At 72.3% G+C, this 19,440-nt stretch carries 25 protein-coding genes; 7 read left to right on the top strand and 18 right to left on the bottom strand.

The window, feature by feature from the left end; translation table 11 throughout:
* Positions 1-318: a PepSY domain-containing protein gene (locus J2X41_RS13030; RefSeq protein WP_310082345.1), complete on the bottom strand. Its 318-nt coding sequence runs from the start codon at positions 316-318 to the stop codon at positions 1-3.
* A 295-nt stretch (positions 319-613) separates the two neighbouring features.
* On the opposite strand from J2X41_RS13030, the gene J2X41_RS13035 reads away from it, so the two are divergent.
* Genes J2X41_RS13035 through J2X41_RS13045 form a run of 3 tightly spaced genes read left to right on the top strand, consistent with a single transcriptional unit; the run spans position 614 to position 2,561 of the window.
* Positions 614-1,609 carry a hypothetical protein gene (locus J2X41_RS13035; protein WP_310082346.1) on the top strand — a complete coding sequence of 332 codons (996 nt, stop codon included), beginning with the start codon at positions 614-616 and terminating at the stop codon, positions 1,607-1,609.
* A 29-nt stretch (positions 1,610-1,638) separates the two neighbouring features.
* Positions 1,639-2,043, top strand: coding sequence for a DUF1778 domain-containing protein (locus tag J2X41_RS13040; protein WP_310082348.1), 405 nt, complete (start codon positions 1,639-1,641; stop codon positions 2,041-2,043).
* Positions 2,031-2,561: a GNAT family N-acetyltransferase gene (locus J2X41_RS13045; protein WP_310082350.1), complete on the top strand. Its 531-nt coding sequence runs from the start codon at positions 2,031-2,033 to the stop codon at positions 2,559-2,561. Before J2X41_RS13040 ends, J2X41_RS13045 begins: the two co-directional genes overlap by 13 nt.
* 51 nt (positions 2,562-2,612) lie before the next feature.
* On the opposite strand, the gene J2X41_RS13050 is transcribed toward J2X41_RS13045, so the two are convergent.
* From J2X41_RS13050 to J2X41_RS13070, 5 genes are all read right to left on the bottom strand, one after another.
* Entirely contained in the window at positions 2,613-3,560 is a 948-nt protein-coding gene (locus J2X41_RS13050; protein ID WP_310082351.1) for a DnaJ C-terminal domain-containing protein, read from the bottom strand.
* 85 nt (positions 3,561-3,645) lie between these two features.
* The gene (locus J2X41_RS13055; RefSeq protein WP_310082353.1) at positions 3,646-7,455 is read right to left on the bottom strand and encodes a glycoside hydrolase/phage tail family protein; all 3,810 of its coding nucleotides are present in this window, start codon (positions 7,453-7,455) and stop codon (positions 3,646-3,648) included.
* A 10-nt stretch (positions 7,456-7,465) separates the two neighbouring features.
* Positions 7,466-7,918 (bottom strand): NlpC/P60 family protein, encoded by a 453-nt coding sequence (locus J2X41_RS13060; protein ID WP_310082355.1) that lies wholly within the window; start codon positions 7,916-7,918, stop codon positions 7,466-7,468.
* Positions 7,919-8,078: 160 nt separating this feature from the next.
* On the bottom strand, positions 8,079-8,729 hold the full coding sequence (locus tag J2X41_RS13065; protein WP_310082356.1) for a DUF2163 domain-containing protein: 651 nt from the start codon (positions 8,727-8,729) through the stop codon (positions 8,079-8,081).
* Positions 8,729-9,373 (bottom strand): DUF2460 domain-containing protein, encoded by a 645-nt coding sequence (locus J2X41_RS13070; RefSeq protein WP_310082523.1) that lies wholly within the window; start codon positions 9,371-9,373, stop codon positions 8,729-8,731. Before J2X41_RS13070 ends, J2X41_RS13065 begins: the two co-directional genes overlap by 1 nt.
* A gap of 285 nt (positions 9,374-9,658) precedes the next feature.
* Between J2X41_RS13070 and J2X41_RS13075 the strand changes: the two genes are divergently transcribed.
* The gene (locus J2X41_RS13075; protein WP_310082358.1) at positions 9,659-10,111 is read left to right on the top strand and encodes a DUF805 domain-containing protein; all 453 of its coding nucleotides are present in this window, start codon (positions 9,659-9,661) and stop codon (positions 10,109-10,111) included.
* Between the two features lie 165 nt (positions 10,112-10,276).
* Here the strand turns inward: J2X41_RS13075 and J2X41_RS13080 are convergent, their stop codons facing one another.
* The 10 genes from J2X41_RS13080 to J2X41_RS13130 all read right to left on the bottom strand — a co-directional run bounded on the left by J2X41_RS13080 (position 10,277) and on the right by J2X41_RS13130 (position 16,462).
* A complete protein-coding gene (locus tag J2X41_RS13080) occupies positions 10,277-10,810 on the bottom strand; it encodes a phage tail tape measure protein (RefSeq protein WP_310082359.1) in 534 nt (177 codons plus the stop codon).
* The gene (locus tag J2X41_RS13085; RefSeq protein WP_310082360.1) at positions 10,807-11,004 is read right to left on the bottom strand and encodes a phage tail assembly chaperone; all 198 of its coding nucleotides are present in this window, start codon (positions 11,002-11,004) and stop codon (positions 10,807-10,809) included. The genes J2X41_RS13080 and J2X41_RS13085 overlap by 4 nt, the downstream gene beginning before the upstream one ends.
* Entirely contained in the window at positions 11,001-11,291 is a 291-nt protein-coding gene (locus J2X41_RS13090) for a GTA-gp10 family protein (RefSeq protein WP_310082362.1), read from the bottom strand. Before J2X41_RS13090 ends, J2X41_RS13085 begins: the two co-directional genes overlap by 4 nt.
* 205 nt (positions 11,292-11,496) lie before the next feature.
* On the bottom strand, positions 11,497-11,913 hold the full coding sequence (locus J2X41_RS13100) for a phage major tail protein, TP901-1 family (RefSeq protein WP_057186601.1): 417 nt from the start codon (positions 11,911-11,913) through the stop codon (positions 11,497-11,499).
* 15 nt (positions 11,914-11,928) lie between these two features.
* Complete coding sequence (locus J2X41_RS13105) at positions 11,929-12,333, bottom strand: DUF3168 domain-containing protein (RefSeq protein WP_310082364.1); 405 nt, start codon at positions 12,331-12,333, stop codon at positions 11,929-11,931.
* Complete coding sequence (locus tag J2X41_RS13110) at positions 12,330-12,599, bottom strand: head-tail connector protein (protein ID WP_310082365.1); 270 nt, start codon at positions 12,597-12,599, stop codon at positions 12,330-12,332. The genes J2X41_RS13105 and J2X41_RS13110 overlap by 4 nt, the downstream gene beginning before the upstream one ends.
* Positions 12,600-12,751: 152 nt before the next feature.
* A complete protein-coding gene (locus tag J2X41_RS13115) occupies positions 12,752-13,978 on the bottom strand; it encodes a phage major capsid protein (protein ID WP_310082366.1) in 1,227 nt (408 codons plus the stop codon).
* A 349-nt stretch (positions 13,979-14,327) separates the two neighbouring features.
* Positions 14,328-14,744, bottom strand: a complete 417-nt coding sequence (locus tag J2X41_RS13120; protein ID WP_310082367.1) for an HK97 family phage prohead protease — start codon at positions 14,742-14,744, stop codon at positions 14,328-14,330.
* A 132-nt stretch (positions 14,745-14,876) separates the two neighbouring features.
* On the bottom strand, positions 14,877-15,119 hold the full coding sequence (locus tag J2X41_RS13125) for a hypothetical protein (RefSeq protein ID WP_057186487.1): 243 nt from the start codon (positions 15,117-15,119) through the stop codon (positions 14,877-14,879).
* Positions 15,120-15,286: 167 nt separating this feature from the next.
* On the bottom strand, positions 15,287-16,462 hold the full coding sequence (locus J2X41_RS13130) for a phage portal protein (RefSeq protein ID WP_310082370.1): 1,176 nt from the start codon (positions 16,460-16,462) through the stop codon (positions 15,287-15,289).
* Between the two features lie 126 nt (positions 16,463-16,588).
* Between J2X41_RS13130 and J2X41_RS13135 the strand changes: the two genes are divergently transcribed.
* Positions 16,589-16,978, top strand: coding sequence for an endonuclease domain-containing protein (locus J2X41_RS13135; RefSeq protein WP_310082373.1), 390 nt, complete (start codon positions 16,589-16,591; stop codon positions 16,976-16,978).
* 87 nt (positions 16,979-17,065) lie between these two features.
* Here the strand turns inward: J2X41_RS13135 and J2X41_RS13140 are convergent, their stop codons facing one another.
* Positions 17,066-18,247, bottom strand: a complete 1,182-nt coding sequence (locus J2X41_RS13140; RefSeq protein ID WP_310082524.1) for a terminase large subunit domain-containing protein — start codon at positions 18,245-18,247, stop codon at positions 17,066-17,068.
* Positions 18,201-18,902: a hypothetical protein gene (locus J2X41_RS13145; protein ID WP_310082375.1), complete on the bottom strand. Its 702-nt coding sequence runs from the start codon at positions 18,900-18,902 to the stop codon at positions 18,201-18,203. Before J2X41_RS13145 ends, J2X41_RS13140 begins: the two co-directional genes overlap by 47 nt.
* Between J2X41_RS13145 and J2X41_RS13150 the strand changes: the two genes are divergently transcribed.
* Together J2X41_RS13150 and J2X41_RS13155 are read left to right on the top strand one after the other, a co-directional pair.
* Positions 18,901-19,230: a hypothetical protein gene (locus J2X41_RS13150; protein ID WP_310082376.1), complete on the top strand. Its 330-nt coding sequence runs from the start codon at positions 18,901-18,903 to the stop codon at positions 19,228-19,230. The genes J2X41_RS13145 and J2X41_RS13150 overlap by 2 nt on opposite strands.
* Entirely contained in the window at positions 19,214-19,414 is a 201-nt protein-coding gene (locus J2X41_RS13155) for a hypothetical protein (RefSeq protein ID WP_310082377.1), read from the top strand. Before J2X41_RS13150 ends, J2X41_RS13155 begins: the two co-directional genes overlap by 17 nt.
* Positions 19,415-19,440: the final 26 nt, after the last annotated feature.

The raw sequence follows: 19,440 nt of genomic DNA on the forward strand, positions 1-19,440 counted from the left end.
TTAGTTGGCGCTGAGGATCTGGCCGGTCCGGGCGTCGACGATGAAGTCGATGCGGCGGCCGTCGGCCGTGGCCCAGCGGACGCGATAGTTAGGGCCCTCCAGGCCGGCGTCGAGCACGCGGCCCGGCGTGCGGCGGCCGATCTGCTCGATCACCCGCCCCAGCGGCACCAGTTGGCCCGACTGCACGCCCCCGCGCGCCTGGTCCTGCCGGGCGCGCCAGTCGGCGCCCAGCGAGTCCGGCCCGCGCTGGGCGGACGCCACGCCGGGGAGGGCGGCGGCGGCCAGGGCGGCGGCGAAGAGGAAATGGATCGGCTTCATGGGCTCCGGTGTAGAGCGTCGCGGCTGAATAGAGGCTGAACACGGCCGTTATGGACGGGCAACGTCGTTCTGTCACGGATTCGGCGAACGATGGCCACGCGGCTCGCCGTCCCGGCCGATCCCGTCGCGAAAAGCGTCGGCGCCGGCGCGTTCGCCGCGCACTTGCCAGTTCAGGTAACGGGGTTTTAGGATACAATCCTCGGATGCAAGACGGCAGGTTGCAGCCAAACGCCTCGACGCGCCGTCGGATCCTCGCCCGGGGCCTGGCGGGATCCCGAAACCTGTGGGGAAACGCATGCGGTGGTTGGGAGATCTGCGGGGCGCGGCCCTGATCTGCGGCCTGGCGCTGGCGCTGGTGGGGCTTGGGGGCCTGGCCGCGACGGCCGCCGCCGATACACCGCCGTCCAGCGTCACGCCCACCCCGGTGGACGGCGTGATCCAGGCCATTGGGGTTTCGCCGTCGAAACTCGGCGCCAACGCCGACCAGCTGACCCTCCTGCCGACCGGAGCCCCCGGCCCGGTGGCGCTGACCGTCGACCGGCCGGCCGACAAGCAGGCCCTGGAGCTCGGCGCCCGGCCCGGAGACCGGATCTGGCTGACCGTCGACGATCCCGTGAACCCCCGACGCGTGATCCAGGTCACCCGCCTCGCCCGGCCCGTGCCGGCCCTGCAGCGAACGATCGCCTTGGCCTCGGCCCTGGCGGTGATCGCCGCCTTCGCCAGCCTGGCCACGGCGGGCCGCCCCTGGCGGTTCCTGATCGGCAACGACAACAGGGTGAGCAATTCCCAGACCCAGGTGGCGCTGTGGTTCGGCGTCGTGGCCATGGTCTACGGCGCCACCCTGATCCTGCGCGCCTGGTTCCTGGGCTGGGAATTCATGGGCGGCATCTCGATGACCGCCAATGTCCTGGCCATGACCGGGCTTTCGGGCCTGTCGTTCGGCGCGGCCAAGGTGGTGGCCGTGCAGAAGGACGCCAACGCCGCGGCGGCCGCGGCGGCCGCCCCGGGCGTCGTCGCCCCCGCCCCGGCCGATCCCGCGCCACGGCCCAGGATCGCCGACCTGGTGCTCAACGACTTCGGCGTCGCCGACCTGGGCGACTTCCAGATGATCCTGATCAGCAGCGTCGCCACGGTGATCTTCGCCGCCGCCAGCTGGGAGTTCCTGACCCTGGTCGACATCGTCAAGACCACCACCCTCCCCGACATCGACACCGCCCTGCTGGGCAGCTTCGGCGTCGGCCAGGGCGCCTACCTGATCAAGAAGGCGGCCCTGCCGAACGGGGTGGGGTGAGATGGTCCGATGTCCGTGGACGGCGTTCGGTGACCCGTCCCATTACCATCCGTATTGACAATGTGCATACACTCCCCAACAATGTTCAGATGGTCAAGAGCCACTCCCCCACATTGGCGGAATTGCCTCCGGGAGCCCCGGCAAGCACGGAGCCATCCCCGTCCAGCGCGGAGGTCAAGGGCAGCATCAACCTGCGTATCGAGGCGCAAACGCGCCAGCTCATCGATGACGCAGCCGCCGTCCTGGGGAAGACGCGAACCGAGTTCATGATCGAAAGCGCCCGGGCGCTCGCCATCGACGTATTGCTGGATCAACGCCTGTTTGTCCTCGACCCCGCGCGCTTCGATGCGTTCGTCCACGCCCTCGACAATCCTCCCGCGCCTGGGCCCAAGTTGCGCGCGTTGCTAGGTCGAGTCCCCGCGTGGAAGGCGTAGCGTCGGGCGCCGGAGGTTCGCAGGCGAAGCTGTCCGCTCCGGTCCCTTTGACGGCGGAGCATGATCTTTCCAACTTCGATTGCGGCGAACCGGCGCTGAACGACTGGCTGAAACAGCGCGCGCTCAAGAACGAGAGCCGCTTTTCCAGGACCTATGTGGTTTGTGAAGGCGCCAGCGTTGTCGCCTATTTCTGCATTTCCGCAGGAGCGGTGGACCGAGAGGCCGCGCCAGGCAAACTCCGCCGCAATGCGCCCGACGCGATCCCGGTCTCCGTGATCGGCCGTCTGGCGGTCAGCCGGGCCTATGCCGGCCGAGGTCTCGGCGCCGACATTCTCTCAGACGCCCTTCGACGGATCGCTATCGTTTCGCAAAGCATCGGGATCGGCGCGGTCCTCGTTCAAGCCAAGAATCAGCGGGCCAAGCAGTTCTATCTGGCTTGCGCTGAATTCATCGAATATCCGGCGGAGAGCCGCACGCTGTTCCTGCCCCTCGAAACCATCATCGCAGCTTTTAGCTGAACGCTTTTCGACGACAGAACCGAGGTCGCCGGAGAGGGCGTCGCGGGCCCCCTACCGCCGCTTCGGCGCGTAGGGCCGCTTCTCCCGCCACTGCTCCGCGAACTTCTCCAACTCCGCGTCCGGCGCGTCCGGCAAAGTCACCACCAGCCGCGCGAACAGGTCGCCGCGGTGGCCCTTGGCGTCGGCCAGGCCGCGGCCCTTGAGCCGCAGCTTGGCGCCGGTGTTGGAGCCCTTGGGGACGGTCAGGGTCACCGGGCCGTCGGGGGTGGGGGCCTCGACCTTGCCGCCCAGCACCGCGTCGGGGACGCTGACCGGCAGGTCCATGACCAGGGCGCCGTTCTCGGGCCGATAGATCGGGTGCGGCTTGATCGCCAGCTCGATCAGGGCGTCGCCCTGCCCGCCCCGGCCCGGGCTGCCTTGCCCCTTCAAGCGAAGCGTCTGGCCTTCCTGGGCGCCGGCCGGGATGGTGACGTCGATCGTGCGGCCGTCCGAGAAGGCCACGCGCTTCTTGCCGCCCTTGATCGCCTCTTCCAGGTCGATGTCGAGCCGGGCGCGCACGTCGGCGCCCCTGGCCGCGAAGCCGCCGCCGCCGAAGCCGCCGCCCGCCCCGGCCCCCGCGCCACGATTGCGTCCCAGGATGTCGCCGAACAGGTCGTTGAGGTCGATCTCGGGACCTTCGCCGCCGCCGCTGCTGCGGAAGCCGCCGCCGCGCCCGCCGAAGCCGGCCCCGAACGGGTTGCCGCCACCGGCGCCGAAGCCGCCGCGCATGGTCTCGCGGCCGTCGGCGTCGATCTCGCCGGCGTCGAACTTCTTGCGCTTGTCGGCGTCGCCCAGGATGTCGAAGGCGGCGCTGACCTGCTTGAACTTCTCCTCCGACTTCTTGTCGCCCTTGTTGGCGTCGGGGTGGTGCTGCTTGGCGAGCTTGTGGAACGCCTTGCGGATTTCCGCCGCGCTCGCGGTGCGGGAAACGCCAAGCTCCAGATAGGGGTCGCGCGCCAAGGAGGCTCCTCACGTCAGTTCAAACAGGCGGAACGCCTCAATTAGGCCGTTCGGCGCGGCGCGCAAGCGTTATGTTGCATTATTATCACAGCAAGATCCGTGACATCGCGCCCCACCCGAACAGGGCCGAGCCCTGGGCGACCCTGACAGCCGGGGGCCCGGTCGGTCCAGCGGGGAAATCGGCGGCGCGCTGGGCGGCGGCGTAGGTGAAGCTCGGCGTGGTGGTTTCGGCGGTACGGACCACGGTCTCGCCGTCCAGGATCTCGACGCGATAGACCTCACGCTCCTCGCCCAGCGGGACCTCGGCGTCCCAGCCGTCGCCGGCCAGGCGGGTCCGTCGGATCCAGGTCACCAGCGTGTCGCCGCCCTGGCTCCGCGCGCGCAGATGGACCGGCGACCAGGGACGGGCCGACAGGCCGCGCCAGGTCTGGACCGTCTGGCTCATCGACGGTCCCGAGGCCGGGCCGCCGGCCGGGGCGGCGCGCCAGGTCAGCGGCAGGCCGCGCTCGGCCAGGGCCAGGTCGGCGCGGACCAGGGCCTCGTCCAGCACCACCACCGCCGCCCCGGCGAGGGTCAGGGCGGCCATGGCCGGGTCGCTGCCCGCCTGGCCACGCAGCAGGCCCGACAGGGTCCAGGCATCATCGCCGACCGGCTCGGCGGTCAGGAACTGGAGGATCTCCCATTCGCCGTTCGCGCCTTGCACCGCCAGGGCGTTGGCCCCGGCCAGGACGGCCGAGCGGTCGCGGCTGGCGGGCGCGGCGCCCTCCAGCCGCACGGTCAGGCGCGTGGCGCGGTCGAAGCGGTGCAGCGGCCCGGCCGGCAGGTCCGACAAGGTGACGCCCACCGTGGCCGGGACGCCGGCCGTGGCCCGCGCGCGCAAGGCCTCCTGCCCCGCGCCGACATGGACGTCGAAGGCCCGCCACGGCGAGGCCGCCACCGCGACCAGCGGCCGCTCGTCGGCTTGGCCCGGCAGGTCCAGCACGTGCAGCACCGGCGGGCCGGGAACCTCGCGCGGCGCGGCCGGCGACCAGTCCAGGTCGCCGTTCACCCGCACCGGATCGGCCACCGGCGCCAGCTGGGCGCGCGGGTGTTCGTCCAGGTCGACCCGCATCACCCGCCACGCCCGTCCCTCCAGTTCGAGCCGATCGCCAGGCTCGAGCCGCAGGGCGGCCAGGGGCGAGAGATGGACGGTCGCCTCGCGGGGGTCGGCGGCGGCCAGCAGGCGCTCGGCCACGGCCCGGGCGTCGGCGGCGGCCAGAACCAGCGGCGCGTCGAGGTCGGCGCCCCCCTCCCCGTCCTCGCGACGCACGATCACCGAGCCGGTCTGGTAGTCGCGGGCGGCGTCGATGAAGCGCAGGCGCAGGGCCTGGACCGGGGCCGCCAGGGTCCGGCCGGCGCTCAGCGGCGCGGCGCGATCCTCCGGCCAGGCCAGGTCGTCCTCGCCCAGGGCCAGGGCCGGCGGGCCCGAGCGGCCGGCCAGCGCGACGCCGTCCTGGCGCTCGACCGGGTCCAGGGCGAAGGCCTCCAGCAGCGGGGCCAGGGCGTCGCGCAGTCGCATCGGCCGGTCGACCACATAGCCGACGACGGCGCCGCCGGCCTCGCCCGGGTCGATCGCCACGCCGGCCCGCTCGGCCAGGGCGGCCACCAGCTCGGGCAGCGGCGCGATCCCGGCCCGGCCGTTCAGCCAGTGGCCTAGGGTCCAGTTGGGTCCGTCGGCCCAGACGGCGCTGCGGGCCGGGAAGTCGGGGAACGGCCGGGCGTCCCAGCACCAGGCGGCGGCGGCCTCGATCATCGGCCCGCCATAGGCCGGCGACACCGGATTGGTCGCCGGGTCGGCCAGGTGGGCCAGCACCGCCTCCAGCGCCCGCCGCTGGCCGACCTCGTCGCGGGTCCCGTCCGAGAACGGCGGCAGGGCGCTCTCGGCGCTCTTCTGGTCGACGAACAGGTTCGGGGCGTTGGCGCCCTTGTCGACCGCGCCACAGCCGAACTCGACCAGCCGCAGCGGCTTGGACCGGGGGCCCCAGGCGGTCGGCGTCGAAGCGCGCACGCCGCCGGGGCGGTTGAAATGCGGCTTGCTCCACCAGGACAGCAGGTCCTTGGGTCGGAACACCCACGGCTCGCCATAGGCGCCGTCGGTGATCGGGACGCGGACCTGGGCCGCCCGCGCCGCGTCGGAGGCGTAGAACCAGTCGAAGCCTTCGCCGCCCACAAGGTTGGCGCGCAGGTAGTCGACGTCGCGCAGACCGCCCCGGCCGGCGTCCAGGTGCTCGTCGCCGTCGCGCCAGTCGGCCATCGGCGGATAGAAGTCGATCCCGACGAAGTCGACGTTGGCGTCGCTCCACAGCGGGTCGAGGTGGAAGTGGACGTCGCCGGAGCCGTCGCCCGGCTGGTGGCCGAAATATTCGCTCCAGTCGGCGGCGTAGCCCAGCTTGGTCGTCGGCCCCAGCAGGGTCCGGACCTCGCCGGCCAGGCTCTTCAGCGCGCTCACGGCCGGATAGGACGAGGGGCCGTCGCGCACCGTGGTCAGGCCGCGCAGCTCCGAGCCCAGGATGAAGCCGTCCACCCCGCCCGCCAGCTGGGCCAGCTTGGCGTAGTGCAGCAGCATCCGCCGCAGGCCCCAGTCGCCGGCCGGACCCGTATAGGTCGGCAGGCCGTCCGCGACGCCGAACTGGGCCGCCGCAGCCGCGCCGAACAGGCCGGCGACCTGCGCCCCGGCCGCGGCGGTCTTGTCGGGCGACCCCGGCCGGCCGGGCGCGGGATGGCAGGTGATCCGGCCGCGCCAGGGATAGGCCCCCTGCCGCGCGCCGCCATAGGGGTCGGGCAGGGCGTTGCCCGCCGGCACGTCCATCAGCACGAACGGATAGAGGGTCACCCTCAGCCCCCGCCGCTTCAGCTCGGCGATGGCCTGCAGCACGGCCCGGTCGGCCGGCGTGCCGCCATAGGCCGGGCCGCCGCCGTTCCGCGAGACCTCCGCCGCGCCGGCCCGGTCGACGCCGTTGACCCGCCAGTCGAACGGGATCGTCGTCTTGGCCGCCTGCTCGACCCTGGGCCGGATCGCGCAGGCTCCGCAGCGCAGGTCGTCGCCGAACCAGGCGACCACCAGGGTCACTTCCTCGACATGAGGCAGCTGGGCCTGGAGCTGGTCGAGCGACACCACCAGGTCGGGGCGGCCTTCGGTGTTGTTCAGGGTCTCGGCCGTGGTCCGGGTCAGGCCGTCGCGGCGCATCACCAGGTCGGTGGCGTAGACGAACTCGCCCGCGCCGGGGATCAGGCAGACGCCCTTCAGGCGTTCCTCGAGGCCCGCTGGCGCGCCGCTGGCGCGCGGGCGGTGGAACACCTCGAACGACAGCTGCGGCGGCCGGTTGCCGTAGGCGCCCAGCGGCAGGTCCTCGAACACCACATAGGCCGTCCCGCGATAGGCCGGGGCCTCGCCTTCGACGGCGGCGATCAGCGGGTCGGGACCCTGGTCCTCGCCGCCGGTGTGGACGCGCATGACCACCCCGGCCATGTCCATCGGCTTGCCGTCGGCCCACACCCGGCCGATCCCGTCGATCGGACCCTCGCAGACCGCGACGGCGAACGACAGGCTGTAGGCGGCGCTGCTGGTGCGGGACCCTTTGCCGCCGCCGGACCGGCCGTCGACCCAGCGCTCCTTGAACCGCGCGGCCCAGATCACCTGGCCGGCAACCCGGGCCCGGCCGAACACCGCGGCCATCGGCCCGCCCTCGGCCGCCCCCGACAACCGCAGCTCGGGGATGCGCGGCCCGACCCGGCGGGCCGGGGTCAGGGCGTTGATCGCGGCGCTGTCGATCGCCGCCCCGACCGCCAGGCCGATCGCGCCGCCGACGGGACCCGCCACGGCCGTGCCGACGGCGGAAAGAATGACCTGGGCCATGGGGTGTCCTTCAGGGTTCGGGAAAACGAAAGGCGCCGACCAGCCGCTCGCGCCACCAGCGGCCCAGCCAGCTCTCGACGCAGGCCCGGCCCCAATAGGCGTGGATCATCCGGTCCTCGGCCGAGGCGATCGCGCAGTGCTTGGCCGGGGCGTCCGGCGCCATGCGGAACAGCAGCACGTCGCCCGGATGGGCGGCGTCCAGGTCCAGTCGGATCAGCCTGCGGTCCAGCGCCTGGGCCAGCAGCTCGCGCCCGCCCAGCTCGGCCCAGTCGGGACGGTAGGGCGGCGGGATCTCGGGCTCGGCGCCGTAGAGCGCCCGCCAGACGCCGCGCACCAGCCCCAGGCAGTCGCAGCCGACGCCGCGCAGGGAGGCCTGGTGCTGGTAGGGGGTGCCCAGCCACAGGCGGGCTTCGTGGAGGGCGCGTTGGCTGGTTGCTGAATCCTCGACACAAAACGTTGTCATCCCGGAAGCCCCGCAGGGGCTGTCCGGGACCCAGGGGACTGGGCTGGCGCTTTGCGGTTCACCTGGGTCCCGGACAAGCGCTGCGCCCGCCCGCCGTCAGGCGGGCCGCTTGCGCGACCCGAGGCCGGGATGACAACCATTTTGGGTAGCGAGAGGGGGCTCACCGCCGCCCGCCGTCATTGCGCTCCCCCTCGTTGGGGTACAGCGTCAAGAAGTCCTCGCCCGGCGCGGTCGGGAAGCCGCGGAAGTTCAGGCCGTTGCCGAACACCGCCCGGCAGGTCGCCCAGCGCTTGTCGCAGGTCGCGCCGGGGAAGGCCGCCGGGTCGACGCCGCAGCGGGCGTCGCCGAACGCCGCGTCGCACGAGCGTCCGAAGGTGCGGCCGGCCACCCGGTCCAGGGCCGCCAGCGGACCCTCCAGGGCCAGGGTGAAAGCCCCGCCCTCGGCCTTGACCGCGGCGACCCGGGCCGACCACAGTCGCACGCCCAGGCCAGGCGCCGACCAGTCGACGAGCCGGCATTCGACCCGCGCTCCGTCATAGAGCCCGGCCGCCAGGTCGGCCTCCGACAGCGCCGCGTCGTCGAAGCCACCGACCGCCGCGGCCTGGCCCGGCGAGAAGCCGGTCGCCGTCTCGGCCGCGCCCGCGGTCCAGCCGCTGGCCGCCTTGCAGGCCACGCCCTCGACCACCAGGTCGCTATCATGGTCGGTGAAGCCCAGCACGACGCCGTCGGCGCGGGTCAGGATCCAGGCGTGGCACAGGCTGGCCGCGCCGCCTTCGAGGCGGTCGGCCAGTTCGGCGGGCACGGCGCGCATCAGACCCGCACCTCGACCCGAACCTCAATGAGGGCCACCGCCCCGACCCGGGCGGCGTTGAAGCCTTCCAGGGTCACGTCGATGCGGTCGCCGTCGAAGCGCACCGGCACGTCGAACTCGAAGCCGGCGGTGACCGCCGCCCCAGCCGCCGGAGCGGTCGCCAGGGTGACCAGGCCGGTGGCCGTATCGACCGTGAAGCCGCCCGCCGCCAGGGCGATCCCGGCCACCGCCACCTTGACCGTGCCGGCCACCGGCTTGGCGATCGGCCGGACCACCGCCGTCTCGCCGCTTCCATAGGTCTTGGCCAGGACGAAGGTCTTGCGGACCCCGTCGCCGGTCCCCAGCGCCTGGTCGGTCGCGGCCGGCGTCGCCGACGGCGCGCACGACTTGCAGTCGGCCGGGTCGCGGAACCGGAAGCCGTGCAGCCGCCCGCGCCGCGCCTCGAAGAAGGCGACCAGGGCGGCGGCGTCGTCCAGCGGCCGCGTCGCCGTGCCGATCAGATAGCGCCGCCGCCCCTGGGCCCAGGGACTGGACCGCCGCTCGAAGCCCGACGCCAGGGTCGTCACCTGGGTCCGCCGCTCGACCCCGCCGGTGCAGCCGAACGCCAGCCGCGCGGGCAGGCGCGTCTCGTGGAACGCGGTCATGGAGATGTCCTTCATCGAACCCTCTCCCATGGGGAGAGGGAGGGACCCATGCGCAGCATGGGAGGGTGAGGGGGGTGGTGAGGCGGCCGGCGCGCCGGCAGGGCGGCGGTGCGAAGACGGCGAGGGTTTAACCCCTCACCCTCCCACCGCTACGCGGCGGGCCCCGCCCTCTCCCGCCGGGAGAGGGTTCAAGCCAGCCGAGGTTAAACCCTCGTCATGACTTGCAATTCACTTAAACCGCGGCGCCGCCGGCCCTAGTCTCAGGCTCAGGATTGGGAGCTGGAAATGGACTGGAAATCGTTGTTCTTCTCGGCCGAGGGCCGGATCGGCCGCCAGGTGTTCTGGATCGGCTGGCTGATGCTGCTGGGCGCCCACGTGGTGGCCGGCTGGATCCCGCTGGTCGGCCAGGTGATCGGCCTGATCGCCGTGTTCGCCTGGGTCTGCCTGTGCACCAAGCGCCTGCACGACATGGGCCGCAGCGGCTGGTGGCAATTGCTGCCGATCCTGCTGGGGCCGGTGCTGATCATCGGCTCGGCGATGTCGATCGGCATCGGCGCGATCCTGGGCGAGATCACCAACACCGACTGGGCCGCCCTGGCCGGCGTCGGCGGCCTGCTGGTCAGCGTCGCCATCGCCTTCATCGCGGTGGCCGCCTTCACCCTGTGGGTGGGCGTGACCGAGGGCCAGCCGGGCGAGAACCGCTACGGCGAGCCGCCGCTGACGCGGCTGATGGCTTAGGTTTTCAAGCGCCCTCTCCCAGAGGGAGAGGGAGGGGCCCGCGACGCAGTCGTGGGAGGGTGAGGGGTTACACCCTCACCCTTTTTCACGAGCGCCCTGCCGGCACGCCGTCGAACGCAGAACCCCTCACCCTGCCCTCTCCCCATGGGAGAGGGTCCTTTCCGGTCAAAGCCGCCGCGCCCCCAGGCTGACCGCCCGGGCCAGGGCCTGGGCCAGTTGGGCGTCGGAGCGGGCCAGGCCCGCCGTGTCGCCGCCCTGGACATTGACGACGACATTGACCCCGCCGGCCCCCAGGGGCTCGACCGCGCCGGCCCCGGCGGGGCGGAACAGCTCGGGGCCACGCTCGCCGACCAGGTAGGCGCCGCCGGGCGCGACCGGGCCGCCATCGGCCCTGGCCCCCGAAAAGGCCGAGCCGACCGCCCCGGCCAGGGCCTTGGCCAGGCCGCCGCCGCCCGAGCCCCCGCCCAGGCCGCTCGACACCGCGTCCAGCACCGCCCCCGCCAGCTCGGCCAGGCTGACCTTGCCGTCGGCGGCCGCGTGGGCCAGCGACTTGGCCAAGCCCGTGCCGGCCTTGGCGAAGGCCTCGTCGATGGCGCGGGCGGCCTGCTCGGCCGGGGCGCGCAGGGCCGACAGGGCGGCGGCCGCCTCGGTCGCCCGGGCGGGGACGGCGTCCAGGCCATCAGGATCGAAGTCGCTCATGGGGTCTCCCAAGGGATTGGATCGTCGGGGAAGCGGGCGATCAGGGCGTCCAGCGCCGCGCGGTCGAGCACCGGGGCGGACGGCGCCTCGGCCAGGGCCCGCCACTCGGCCAGGGACAGCCGCCAGAAGGCCTCGGGCGAAAGGGCTAGCTGCCGGCTCGCCAGACGCAGGGCCGCGCGCCAGTGGGGTTTCATGCGCAGGCCGCCAAGGCCGCCGCCACGGCCGCGACGGCTTGCGGGACCGACACCGGCGCGGCGTCCAGCACCGCCGGATCCTCGCCGCCGCCCTCCATCAGGGCGGCCAGCACGGCCAGCAGCTCACGCGCCGACAGCCGGCCGAACCGCTCGGGCAAGGCGCTCCAGTCGTCCAGGCCCAGGATCGCCTCGATCCGGGCCAGGGCGCCCAGGGTCAGGCACAGGCGGCGGGGCGATCCGGCCAGCGGGACGACGACCTCGCCGCGGGCGGGGTTGGGGGTGGGCATGGGTTTTTCTCCTCTCGAAGCCACGCCTTTCTCGGTCGTCATCCCGGGCCCTTGTGCCCGGGATCCCTGGTTCAGCCGACACGTGAGAGGCAAGCGGTTCGCCAGCGAACCGCCCCTCCCGCACCTGCGGCGGATGGAGGGGTCCCGGGCACAGGGGCCCGGGATGACGGCGCTGATCATGGAAATGACTGTTTTGATCGCGATCCTAGATCGCCGTGAACGTCACCGGTCCGGCCGAGGCCAGGGACAGGGCGAAGGCGGCCTCGCCGTCGTGGTCGCCGGCATATTCCAGGGCCGCCACCAGGAACGGCCCCTCCAGCTGCACGAAGTCGGGGATCACCAGCCGCCAGACACGGGCCGTCTGGGCGAAAAAGCTGTCGCGCACCGCCGCGTCGGAGGCGGCGTCGCGGAACACGCCGCCGCCCGAGACCGCGACCGAGCGCACGCCCGACCCGGCCAGCAGCTCGCGCCAGCGGCCGGCGCTGTCGCCGTCGGTGGCGTCGATCGTCTGGGCGTTGAGGCTGATCGTGCGGGCCCGCAGGCCGGCCACGGTGGTGAAGCTGGGCGTCGGCGCGCCGTCGCTGATCTTCAGCAGGATGTCTTTGCCGGCTTGGGCGGCCATGGGGGTGTCCTTTCGCTAGAGGGTTTCCGTCACCGCCCGCACCCGCAGCACGCCCAGCGACAGCTCGCGATCGGCGGCGCGGAAGACGTCGGCATAGGTGACGCGCAGGGTGACCAGGCGACGGCCGGCGACGGCCAGCGGCGCGTTGTGCACGGCCGCGCGGACCGCCGAGGTGACGGCGCGCGCCTCCTCTGGTCCGCCGAACTTGCTGGCGCAGGTCAGGGTCAGCAGGTGCTCGAGGGCGTCGGCGTCCGGTCCGGCCGGCCGGCTCTCCTGGCGGCCCAGGCTGACGCACGGATAGACCGGATGGCGCGGCGGGTCGGCGTGGACCCGGGCGGCGACCAGGGCCGAGACGGCGGGCGCGGCCTTCAGGGCCTCGACCAGGGCGGCGGCGATCGCCGCGTCGGGACCCGCGTTCATAGCCGGGCCTCCCGATAGGGCGCCAGCCAGGCCTCGACCAGGCTGGGCGGCGGTTCGGCGTCGTCGCGGTGCTCGTAGGCGTGGGCGACCAGGCGCAGCACGGCCAGGCGCAGCGGCGCGGGGCTGGCGGGGGTCAGGGCCAGGCCCGTGGCGCGGCCGACCCGCGCTTCGGCGGCGTCGACCAGCAGGCCGACCAGGGCGTCCTCCGTGGCGTCGGCCACGCGCAGGAAGCCCTTGGCCTCGGCCAGGGTGATGGAGAGGGGCATGTGGGGGTTCCTGGAAGGAAAGGACTCCCCCCTCCGGTCCTTCGGACCACCTCCCCCACAGGGGGAGGGGCGATCACGAAATCCTCCCCCTGTGGGGGAGGTGTCGGCGCAGCCGACGGAGGGGGGAGTGTTAGGGCGTCAGACGACGACGCTTACGAAACCGCGAACTTCAGCAGCTTGATCGCGTCGAAGTTCTGCACCCCGCCGCCGACCCGCTTGGTGGTGTAGAACAGCACGTGGGGCTTGGCCGAATAGGGGTCGCGCAGGACCCGCACGCCCGCCCGGTCGACGATCAGATAGCCCTTCTCGAAGTCGCCGAACGCGATGGCCATGGCGTTGGCCGCGACGTCGGGCATGGCCTCGATCTCGGTGACCGGATAGCCCAGCAGCGACGCCGACTGGCCCGGCTGCAGGGCCGCGTTCCAGATGTAGTTGCCCTGGGCGTCCTTGAACTTGCGCACGGCGCTGACCGTGCGGCGGTTCATCACGAAGCGGCCGTTCTGGCGGTACTGGGTCTTGGCCGCGTAGATCAGGTCGATCAGCTTGTCGGTCGGGTTCGAGGCCGGCCAGGCGCCCGCCACGCCGGTGGCCAGGTAGCCGACCTGGCCCCAGGTCGCCGAGGCGTCGGCCGCGGCGGTGTAGGCCAGCAGGCCCTTGGGCTTGTTGATCCCGTCGCCGGCGACGAAGGCGGCGGTCTCCTGGGCGGCGAAGGCGTCCTGCACCTCCTCCGCCAGCCACTCGTCGATGTCGACATAGGCGTCGTCGAGCAGGGCCTGGGTGGCGGCCGGGCTGGCGTAGAGCTCGCCGGCCGGGAAGTCGATCACGTCCAGGGTCGGGGCGGCGGTCTCGGGCCGGACGGCGGTCTCGGCCACCCAGCTGGCGGCCAGGCCGGCCGTCGACACCGGCTTGCGGAACGTGCCGGCCCCGATGGTGCGCACCTGGCAGATGTCGCGCATCGGCGAGCTGGCCTGCAGGCGGCGCAGGATCTGCCGCTCCAGCTCGGCCGGGGCGACATAGCCGCCGGCCGTGGCCACGCCCTCCGACAGGCCCTTGGCCTCCAGCAGAAGCGCGGGGGTCTCGCCGGTCTTGATGTAGCGGTCGAAGGCGGCCTTGCGCTCGTCGACCCGCGCCAGCGGCGCGTCACCGCCAATCGAAGGCCTACGCGCGTCGGCCAGCACGCGGTCCAGCCGCGCCTGGGCCTGGGAGACGGCGTCGTCGATGCGGGCGACCTTCTCCTCCAGCAGCACGTCGGCCCGCTTGGTCTCCAGCGCGGCCAGCCGCTGGTCGTTGGCGGCCTTGAAGCCCTCGAACGCCGCCAGCACCTCGTGCAAGGCGGCGCGGGCCTCCGGCGAGGCCGCGGCCTGTTTGGTTTCCTTCATGGGAGTCTCCGAAAAAGCCCTTCCGTCTGGAAGAGGGCGATGAGCCCGCGCCGAGGCGCGAGTTTGCGTTCCCACGCCGATCGGCCACACTCGTCACGCGAGGTGGGAGACGGACATGATCGGCAAGGGGAAAGACTGGCGGGCCCTAACGGTGCTGGGCGTCGCGACGGCGTTGGCGTCAGGCTGCGCCGGACCGAGCAAGACCGCCCGGCCGCTGGCGGAATCCGATGAACATCTGGTGGTGTGCGATGGGCGCGAAGGCGAACCTTCGACATGCCAATGCCAACCTAAGGACGGCGGCCTTCAGAACTGCGCCGCGCCTCAGATCAAACGGCGAACATCTTCGACATCAAGCAACTCTCAGCCGAGCCCCCGGTAGCATTGGAAAAGTGACGATCGACACCTCCCACAGCTCGACCTCGCGCAGCACCCGCAGGCGGCCGGTGTCGTCGGGGCGGGCCTTGACGGCGCGGAAGCCGATCGACAGGCCGTCCAGGGCGCCGGCCTCGACCAGGGCGGCGACCAGCCTTCCGCGTGGCGTCGCGCGCAGGATGCGGCCGCGGACGTAGAGGCCCGTGGCATCCTCGGCGATCTCGTCCCAGACGCCGACGGGCTCGGCGTCGTCGTGCTGGTGCAGCATCTTGACGCCGGCCGGGCCGGTGCGCGCCAGGCTGGCGGCGAAGGCGCCAGCGCCGGCGACGTCGTCGTTGAGGTCGCGGGTCCAGAAGAGGCTGGCGTGGCCTTCGATGGGCAGGTCTTGAGTCATGAGGGCTCCAGTTTGGAGACGGTGGAAGACCCCCTCAGTCGCTCCGCGACAGCTCCCCCAGAGGGAGCATCAGATCCTCCCCCTCTGGGGGAGGTGGCCCGAAGGGCCGGAGGGGGCCTGCGGCGCCGGACGCTACGGCCGGTCCAGCTTGCTTTCGATCCGCGCCAGCGCCGCCCGGGTGGCGTCGGCCTGGGTCTCCAGGCGGGCCAGGCGTTCGGCGACCGGGGCCTGGGCGTCGAGGCGCTGGCGCAGGTCGTCGATCCGCGCGCTGGCCCGGCCTGCCCACATCAGGGCGGCGGCGGCCTGCAGGGCCACGGCGACCAGCAGGCCGAGCGAGACCTGGCGGTCGAGCCGCCAGCGGTTGGGTGAAGTCATGGGTGTCTCCTGGAAGGTGAGGTCGGCGCACCTAGACCCTCCCCCTGTTGGGGAGGCGGCCGAAGGCCGGTTGGGGGGAGTGATCGGGTCGTCAATTGGGGCTGGGCATCGTCCGGCCACTCCCCCCACCGTCGGCTGCGCCGACACCTCCCCCACAGGGGGAGGAGTTAGCCCTCCAGCCCCGCCAGCCGCCTACGCTCGGCGTCGGTCAGGAAACTGGCCCCCTCCAGCCGCGCCCACAGGGCGTCGCGCTCGGTCGACAGGGCCGGCACGGCGTCCAGGTCGCAGGCGATGCGGGCGCCGGGGAACTTCGGCGCCAGCCAGACCGACAGGGCCCGCGCCGCGCGCTCGGCCAGCGGGACCACCGTGTGGCGCCAGAACGCGCCATTGGCCTCGCGATAGTTGGCGTAGGTGGCGTCGCCCGGCACGCCCAGCAGCTGGGGCGGCACCCCGAAGGCCAGGGCGATCTCGCGGGCGGCGGCGTGCTTGCCGGCGATGAAGTCCATGTCGGCGGGGCTCAGCGACATCGGCCGCCAGTCCAGCCCGCCCTCCAGCAGCAGCGGCCGGCCGGCGTTGGCGGTGCCGGCGTGGGCGTCGGAGAGCTCGGCCTTCAGCCGCTCGAACTGCTCGGCCGAGAGCCGGTCGCCGGCCTCGCGGTTGGCGTAGACCAGGGCCCCGGACGGCCGGGCGCTGTTGTCGAGCAGGGCCTTGTTCCAGGCTCCCGAGGCGTTGTGCACGTCGATGGCGAAGGCCGCGGCCTCCAGCGGCGAGAAGCCGTAATGGTCGTCGGTGGGGTTGAACAGCTTCAGGTGCAGCACCGGCAGCCAGCCCGACGCGTCGCGGCCGATCCGCGCCGTGCGGCCGGCGGCCTGGTAGTCGTAGGCCAGCGGCCAGCCGCGCGGGCCGGGGACCACGGTCATCCGGTCGGGCCGCAGGGCGTAGAGCTCGGTCGGGACGTCGTCGGTTCCGCCCCCTTTGTCTTGGGAAGCTTCCAGGTAGCCGTTGCCCGCCACCTGCAGGTGGCCGAAGAACGCCTCCATCAGGTCGGCCCCGCCCTGTTCCGGGTTGGGGCCCTGCAGCAGTTTGCGCAGCGGATGGTCGTCGGCCCGCCGGCCTGCGACGAACACCGACAGCGGCACGGCCGCGGCCGCCTCGGCGATCATCCGCACGCAGCGATAGGCGATCGGGTTCTTGCCGAAGCCCTCCGAGGCCAGGGCCGCATAGTCCCGCGGCGTCCACCGCGGCCGCCCGGCGGTGGTCAGGGCGATCAGCCGCGCGGCCCGGGAGTCCTTGGCCTCCGGCGCCTTTTTCGGGGTGGGGCGGCGGGGTTTGAACAGGGGCATGGGCGCCTCGCGAGGGTTGAGAACATAAAGTGAACATGTTAGAGTGGAGCAATCGACGTGAGGCTCCGCCTCCTATGGGGGCGGACAGACCGCGCAGCGGTCAGGTGGGGGCAAGAGGGGAGCCGCATGAATGCGCCACGACCGACGGTCACGAACGCCAGGCGGCTTCGCAAAGAGATGACGCTTCCCGAGTTGATGCTGTGGAGCGCCATACGGCGTGGACAGCTGGACGGTTTGAAGTTCCGCCGCCAGCACCCGATCGGGCCCTACGTGCTGGATTTCTACTGTGCGTCGGCGCGCCTGGCGGTCGAGGTCGACGGTGCAGCGCACTATGCCGAGGATCGTCCAAGAAGGGACGAGGCGCGCGACCGCTGGCTGGCCCGCCAAGGGATTATGACCTTGCGCATTCCGGCGAGCGGAGTGCTCGCATCCGTAGACAGCGCGCTGATCGCCATTCGCGAGCAGCTCACCCACTTGCCCCCACCTGGCGGCTTCGCCGCCTGTCCGCCCCCATAGGGGGCGGAACCGCACGGCGTCGACCTCAAGGCTCTTCCCCCTCTGGGGGAAGACGGCCGAAGGCCAGTAGGGGGCAAGTGGATCACACTAAAGCACGCTCAACCGCGGCCTTCTCCCCACCCCCAGCATCAGCTCGCTGACCGCCCAGACCAGGGCGTCGGCGCGGTCCGGGCTGTGGTCCAGATCCCCGGAGCCCAGGGCCATCAGTTCCTCCTCCAGGGCTGGGAAGGGACCGCAGTGGACGACGCGGCCCTGCTCGTACAGGGCGGCCACGGGCTCGGCCCGGGCGCGCTTGCCGACCGAGGCCTTGACCAGCTTGACCGCGCACGGCGGCGCCGCCTGGGCCAGGACCGAGCGGACCATGTCGCCGCCCTGGTTGGCCTCGGCCACCAGGGCGTCGGCCGACCAGCGCACGGCGGCCTCGACCGCGCGGCGGGCCCAGCCGTTGGGCGACAGGCCCCGCGCGGTGCGATCCTCGAGCACAAAAGCCCGCCCGTCAGAACGCCCGCAGACCACGATGCCGCAGGCGTCGCCGCCGGCCGTGGCCGGCGGGTCGACCGCCACCACCACCCGCTCGAAGCGGGCCGGCGGCGCGCCGCGGCAGCGGGCCAGGTCCTCGGCGCGGAACAGGCCGCCCTCGCCCTCGACGATCAGCCCGTCCAGCTCCTGGGCGGCCAGGCGGGTGCCGCCGTACAGGCCCTGCAGGGTCGACAGGAAGGCCGGGGCCAGGTGGTCGGCGTTGGCGCGGGTCGGGGCCCGGGTCTGGGCCGCGCCCGGCTCGGCGATCAGGTTGCGCAGGGCGCGGATCGGCCGCGGCGTGGTGGTGACCACCAGGCGCGGATCGGTCCCCAGGCGCAGGCCGAAGCGCAGCATGGCCAGGGTCTCGGCCGGCCGCGGCCAGGCGCAGAACTCGTCGGCCCAGGCGGCGTGGAACTGCGGCCCGCGCAGGCTGTCGGGGTCCTCGGCCGAAAAGGCCTGGGCGACGGCGCCGTTGCCGAACTCCAGCCGCCGGCGGCTGGCCTGCCATTTCGGGCGCTGGCCGGCCGGATAGAGGCTCTTGATCCCGGACGGGCCCTCGATCATCACCTCGCGCACGTCGTGGAAGGTGGGTCCGACCAGGGCCAGGTTGGCGCCGTGGGCGGCCTGTTCGGCGATCCAGGCCGCCCCGGCGAAGGTCTTGCCCGCGCCGCGACCGCCCAGGAACAGCCAGGTGGTCCAGGGGTCATCGGGCGGGTGTTGATGGTCCGCCCGATGCCGCCATGCCGCCACCGCCCTCTCGGCCTCCGTCGGCGTCGCGAACTGCAGCAACGCCGCGTTTATATTCAAGGGATCCTCTGAAAGTCGCGAGACGTCGCTCAACGTCGGCGCGAAGCTTGGCCAGGCGTTCGGGGGTCCAGGCATCGTTTGCATTCATCGATGTCTCCTCGGCGCCCGCCTCGCGGACAGGCGCCAGTTTCCGAAGTTCGGCGAGGTTCGTCGCCACGCGGCGACCAGCGCCACGGAACAGCTTCAGGCTGCGACCCGTCTTCGAGATCGTGTCGGCGGCCTTGAGGCGCTCCTCGGCGGTCTTACCCTTGGAGTCCTCGATGACTTGGACAGAAGCCGTGGCGTAGACCTCGGTCGTCCAGTCCTCGATGAGGCGGATGATCGCCTCGGCGTCTGTTTCGCTTCTTCCGGCCATGACACAAAGATACGGGAGCAGCGGGCGCCGCTGATAAGTTTGGTCGAGAAAGTTTAGGGCGTTGATTTCGTTGGCGTTGAGTCGCTGAACGCCGAGGATAGACGCGGCTGTATCCCCGCCAGGGGCGTCAGTGGATTCGATGTACGCCCGAACCAGCTCGCGAATGGCGTCCGTTCGCGACCATCTCGCCGCAGCCGGCCGGACATTGGCATGGCGGCTCCACCGTGAGAGGCCTGCAGCCATGCTCGAACTCGATGATAGCCGCTGGTCCGAACTCTCTCACGCCTACGGCCAGGCGTCGGACATTCCCGACCGGCTTCGCCGGCTGGCGGAGCGCCAGGCGCCGCAAGGACCAAGGGACGAGCCATGGTTCACGCTTTGGTCGAGCCTTTGTCACCAAGGCGACGCCTACAGCGCGTCCTATGCGGCGATCCCCCACATCGTCGAGATCGCCCTGTCGAAGACCGGTCCGATCGATTTCAACTTCCTCCTGCTCCCGGCGTCCGTCGACGTGGCGCGGGTCAATGGCCGTGGACCGGCAACGCCAAGCTTTCTTGAAAGCCGCCTATGAGACGGCTATCGGGCGCCTGTTCGACTGCGTCGTCGCCCATCGCGAGGACAGTTGGGACCAGGACATGACGATCGCCGCGACAGCGGCGATGGCCGTGTCCAAAGGGCGGCACGCGCTCGCCGAGGCCGTCATGAACCTCGACGAGGATTTGATTTCCAAGATCAACAACGGCGACTGGGATTGACCCCTTAGGGCGTCTTGATCCCTTCC

The organism is Caulobacter sp. BE254 (genome assembly GCF_031457295.1).
GTDB lineage: Bacteria > Pseudomonadota > Alphaproteobacteria > Caulobacterales > Caulobacteraceae > Caulobacter.

What these genes read in the sequence shown, in the direction of transcription:
- J2X41_RS13030 (WP_310082345.1), bottom strand. Translation starts at nt 318, where the DNA reads ATGAAGCCGATCCATTTCCTCTTCGCCGCCGCCCTGGCCGCCGCCGCC.
- J2X41_RS13035 (WP_310082346.1), top strand. Translation starts at nt 614, where the DNA reads ATGCGGTGGTTGGGAGATCTGCGGGGCGCGGCCCTGATCTGCGGCCTG.
- J2X41_RS13055 (WP_310082353.1), bottom strand. Translation starts at nt 7,455, where the DNA reads ATGGCCCAGGTCATTCTTTCCGCCGTCGGCACGGCCGTGGCGGGTCCC.
- J2X41_RS13060 (WP_310082355.1), bottom strand. Translation starts at nt 7,918, where the DNA reads ATGACAACGTTTTGTGTCGAGGATTCAGCAACCAGCCAACGCGCCCTC.
- J2X41_RS13065 (WP_310082356.1), bottom strand. Translation starts at nt 8,729, where the DNA reads ATGCGCGCCGTGCCCGCCGAACTGGCCGACCGCCTCGAAGGCGGCGCG.
- J2X41_RS13070 (WP_310082523.1), bottom strand. Translation starts at nt 9,373, where the DNA reads ATGACCGCGTTCCACGAGACGCGCCTGCCCGCGCGGCTGGCGTTCGGC.
- J2X41_RS13075 (WP_310082358.1), top strand. Translation starts at nt 9,659, where the DNA reads ATGGACTGGAAATCGTTGTTCTTCTCGGCCGAGGGCCGGATCGGCCGC.
- J2X41_RS13080 (WP_310082359.1), bottom strand. Translation starts at nt 10,810, where the DNA reads ATGAGCGACTTCGATCCTGATGGCCTGGACGCCGTCCCCGCCCGGGCG.
- J2X41_RS13085 (WP_310082360.1), bottom strand. Translation starts at nt 11,004, where the DNA reads ATGAAACCCCACTGGCGCGCGGCCCTGCGTCTGGCGAGCCGGCAGCTA.
- J2X41_RS13090 (WP_310082362.1), bottom strand. Translation starts at nt 11,291, where the DNA reads ATGCCCACCCCCAACCCCGCCCGCGGCGAGGTCGTCGTCCCGCTGGCC.
- J2X41_RS13100 (WP_057186601.1), bottom strand. Translation starts at nt 11,913, where the DNA reads ATGGCCGCCCAAGCCGGCAAAGACATCCTGCTGAAGATCAGCGACGGC.
- J2X41_RS13105 (WP_310082364.1), bottom strand. Translation starts at nt 12,333, where the DNA reads ATGAACGCGGGTCCCGACGCGGCGATCGCCGCCGCCCTGGTCGAGGCC.
- J2X41_RS13110 (WP_310082365.1), bottom strand. Translation starts at nt 12,599, where the DNA reads ATGCCCCTCTCCATCACCCTGGCCGAGGCCAAGGGCTTCCTGCGCGTG.
- J2X41_RS13115 (WP_310082366.1), bottom strand. Translation starts at nt 13,978, where the DNA reads ATGAAGGAAACCAAACAGGCCGCGGCCTCGCCGGAGGCCCGCGCCGCC.
- J2X41_RS13120 (WP_310082367.1), bottom strand. Translation starts at nt 14,744, where the DNA reads ATGACTCAAGACCTGCCCATCGAAGGCCACGCCAGCCTCTTCTGGACC.
- J2X41_RS13125 (WP_057186487.1), bottom strand. Translation starts at nt 15,119, where the DNA reads ATGACTTCACCCAACCGCTGGCGGCTCGACCGCCAGGTCTCGCTCGGC.
- J2X41_RS13130 (WP_310082370.1), bottom strand. Translation starts at nt 16,462, where the DNA reads ATGCCCCTGTTCAAACCCCGCCGCCCCACCCCGAAAAAGGCGCCGGAG.
- J2X41_RS13135 (WP_310082373.1), top strand. Translation starts at nt 16,589, where the DNA reads ATGAATGCGCCACGACCGACGGTCACGAACGCCAGGCGGCTTCGCAAA.
- J2X41_RS13150 (WP_310082376.1), top strand. Translation starts at nt 18,901, where the DNA reads ATGCTCGAACTCGATGATAGCCGCTGGTCCGAACTCTCTCACGCCTAC.
- J2X41_RS13145 (WP_310082375.1), bottom strand. Translation starts at nt 18,902, where the DNA reads ATGGCTGCAGGCCTCTCACGGTGGAGCCGCCATGCCAATGTCCGGCCG.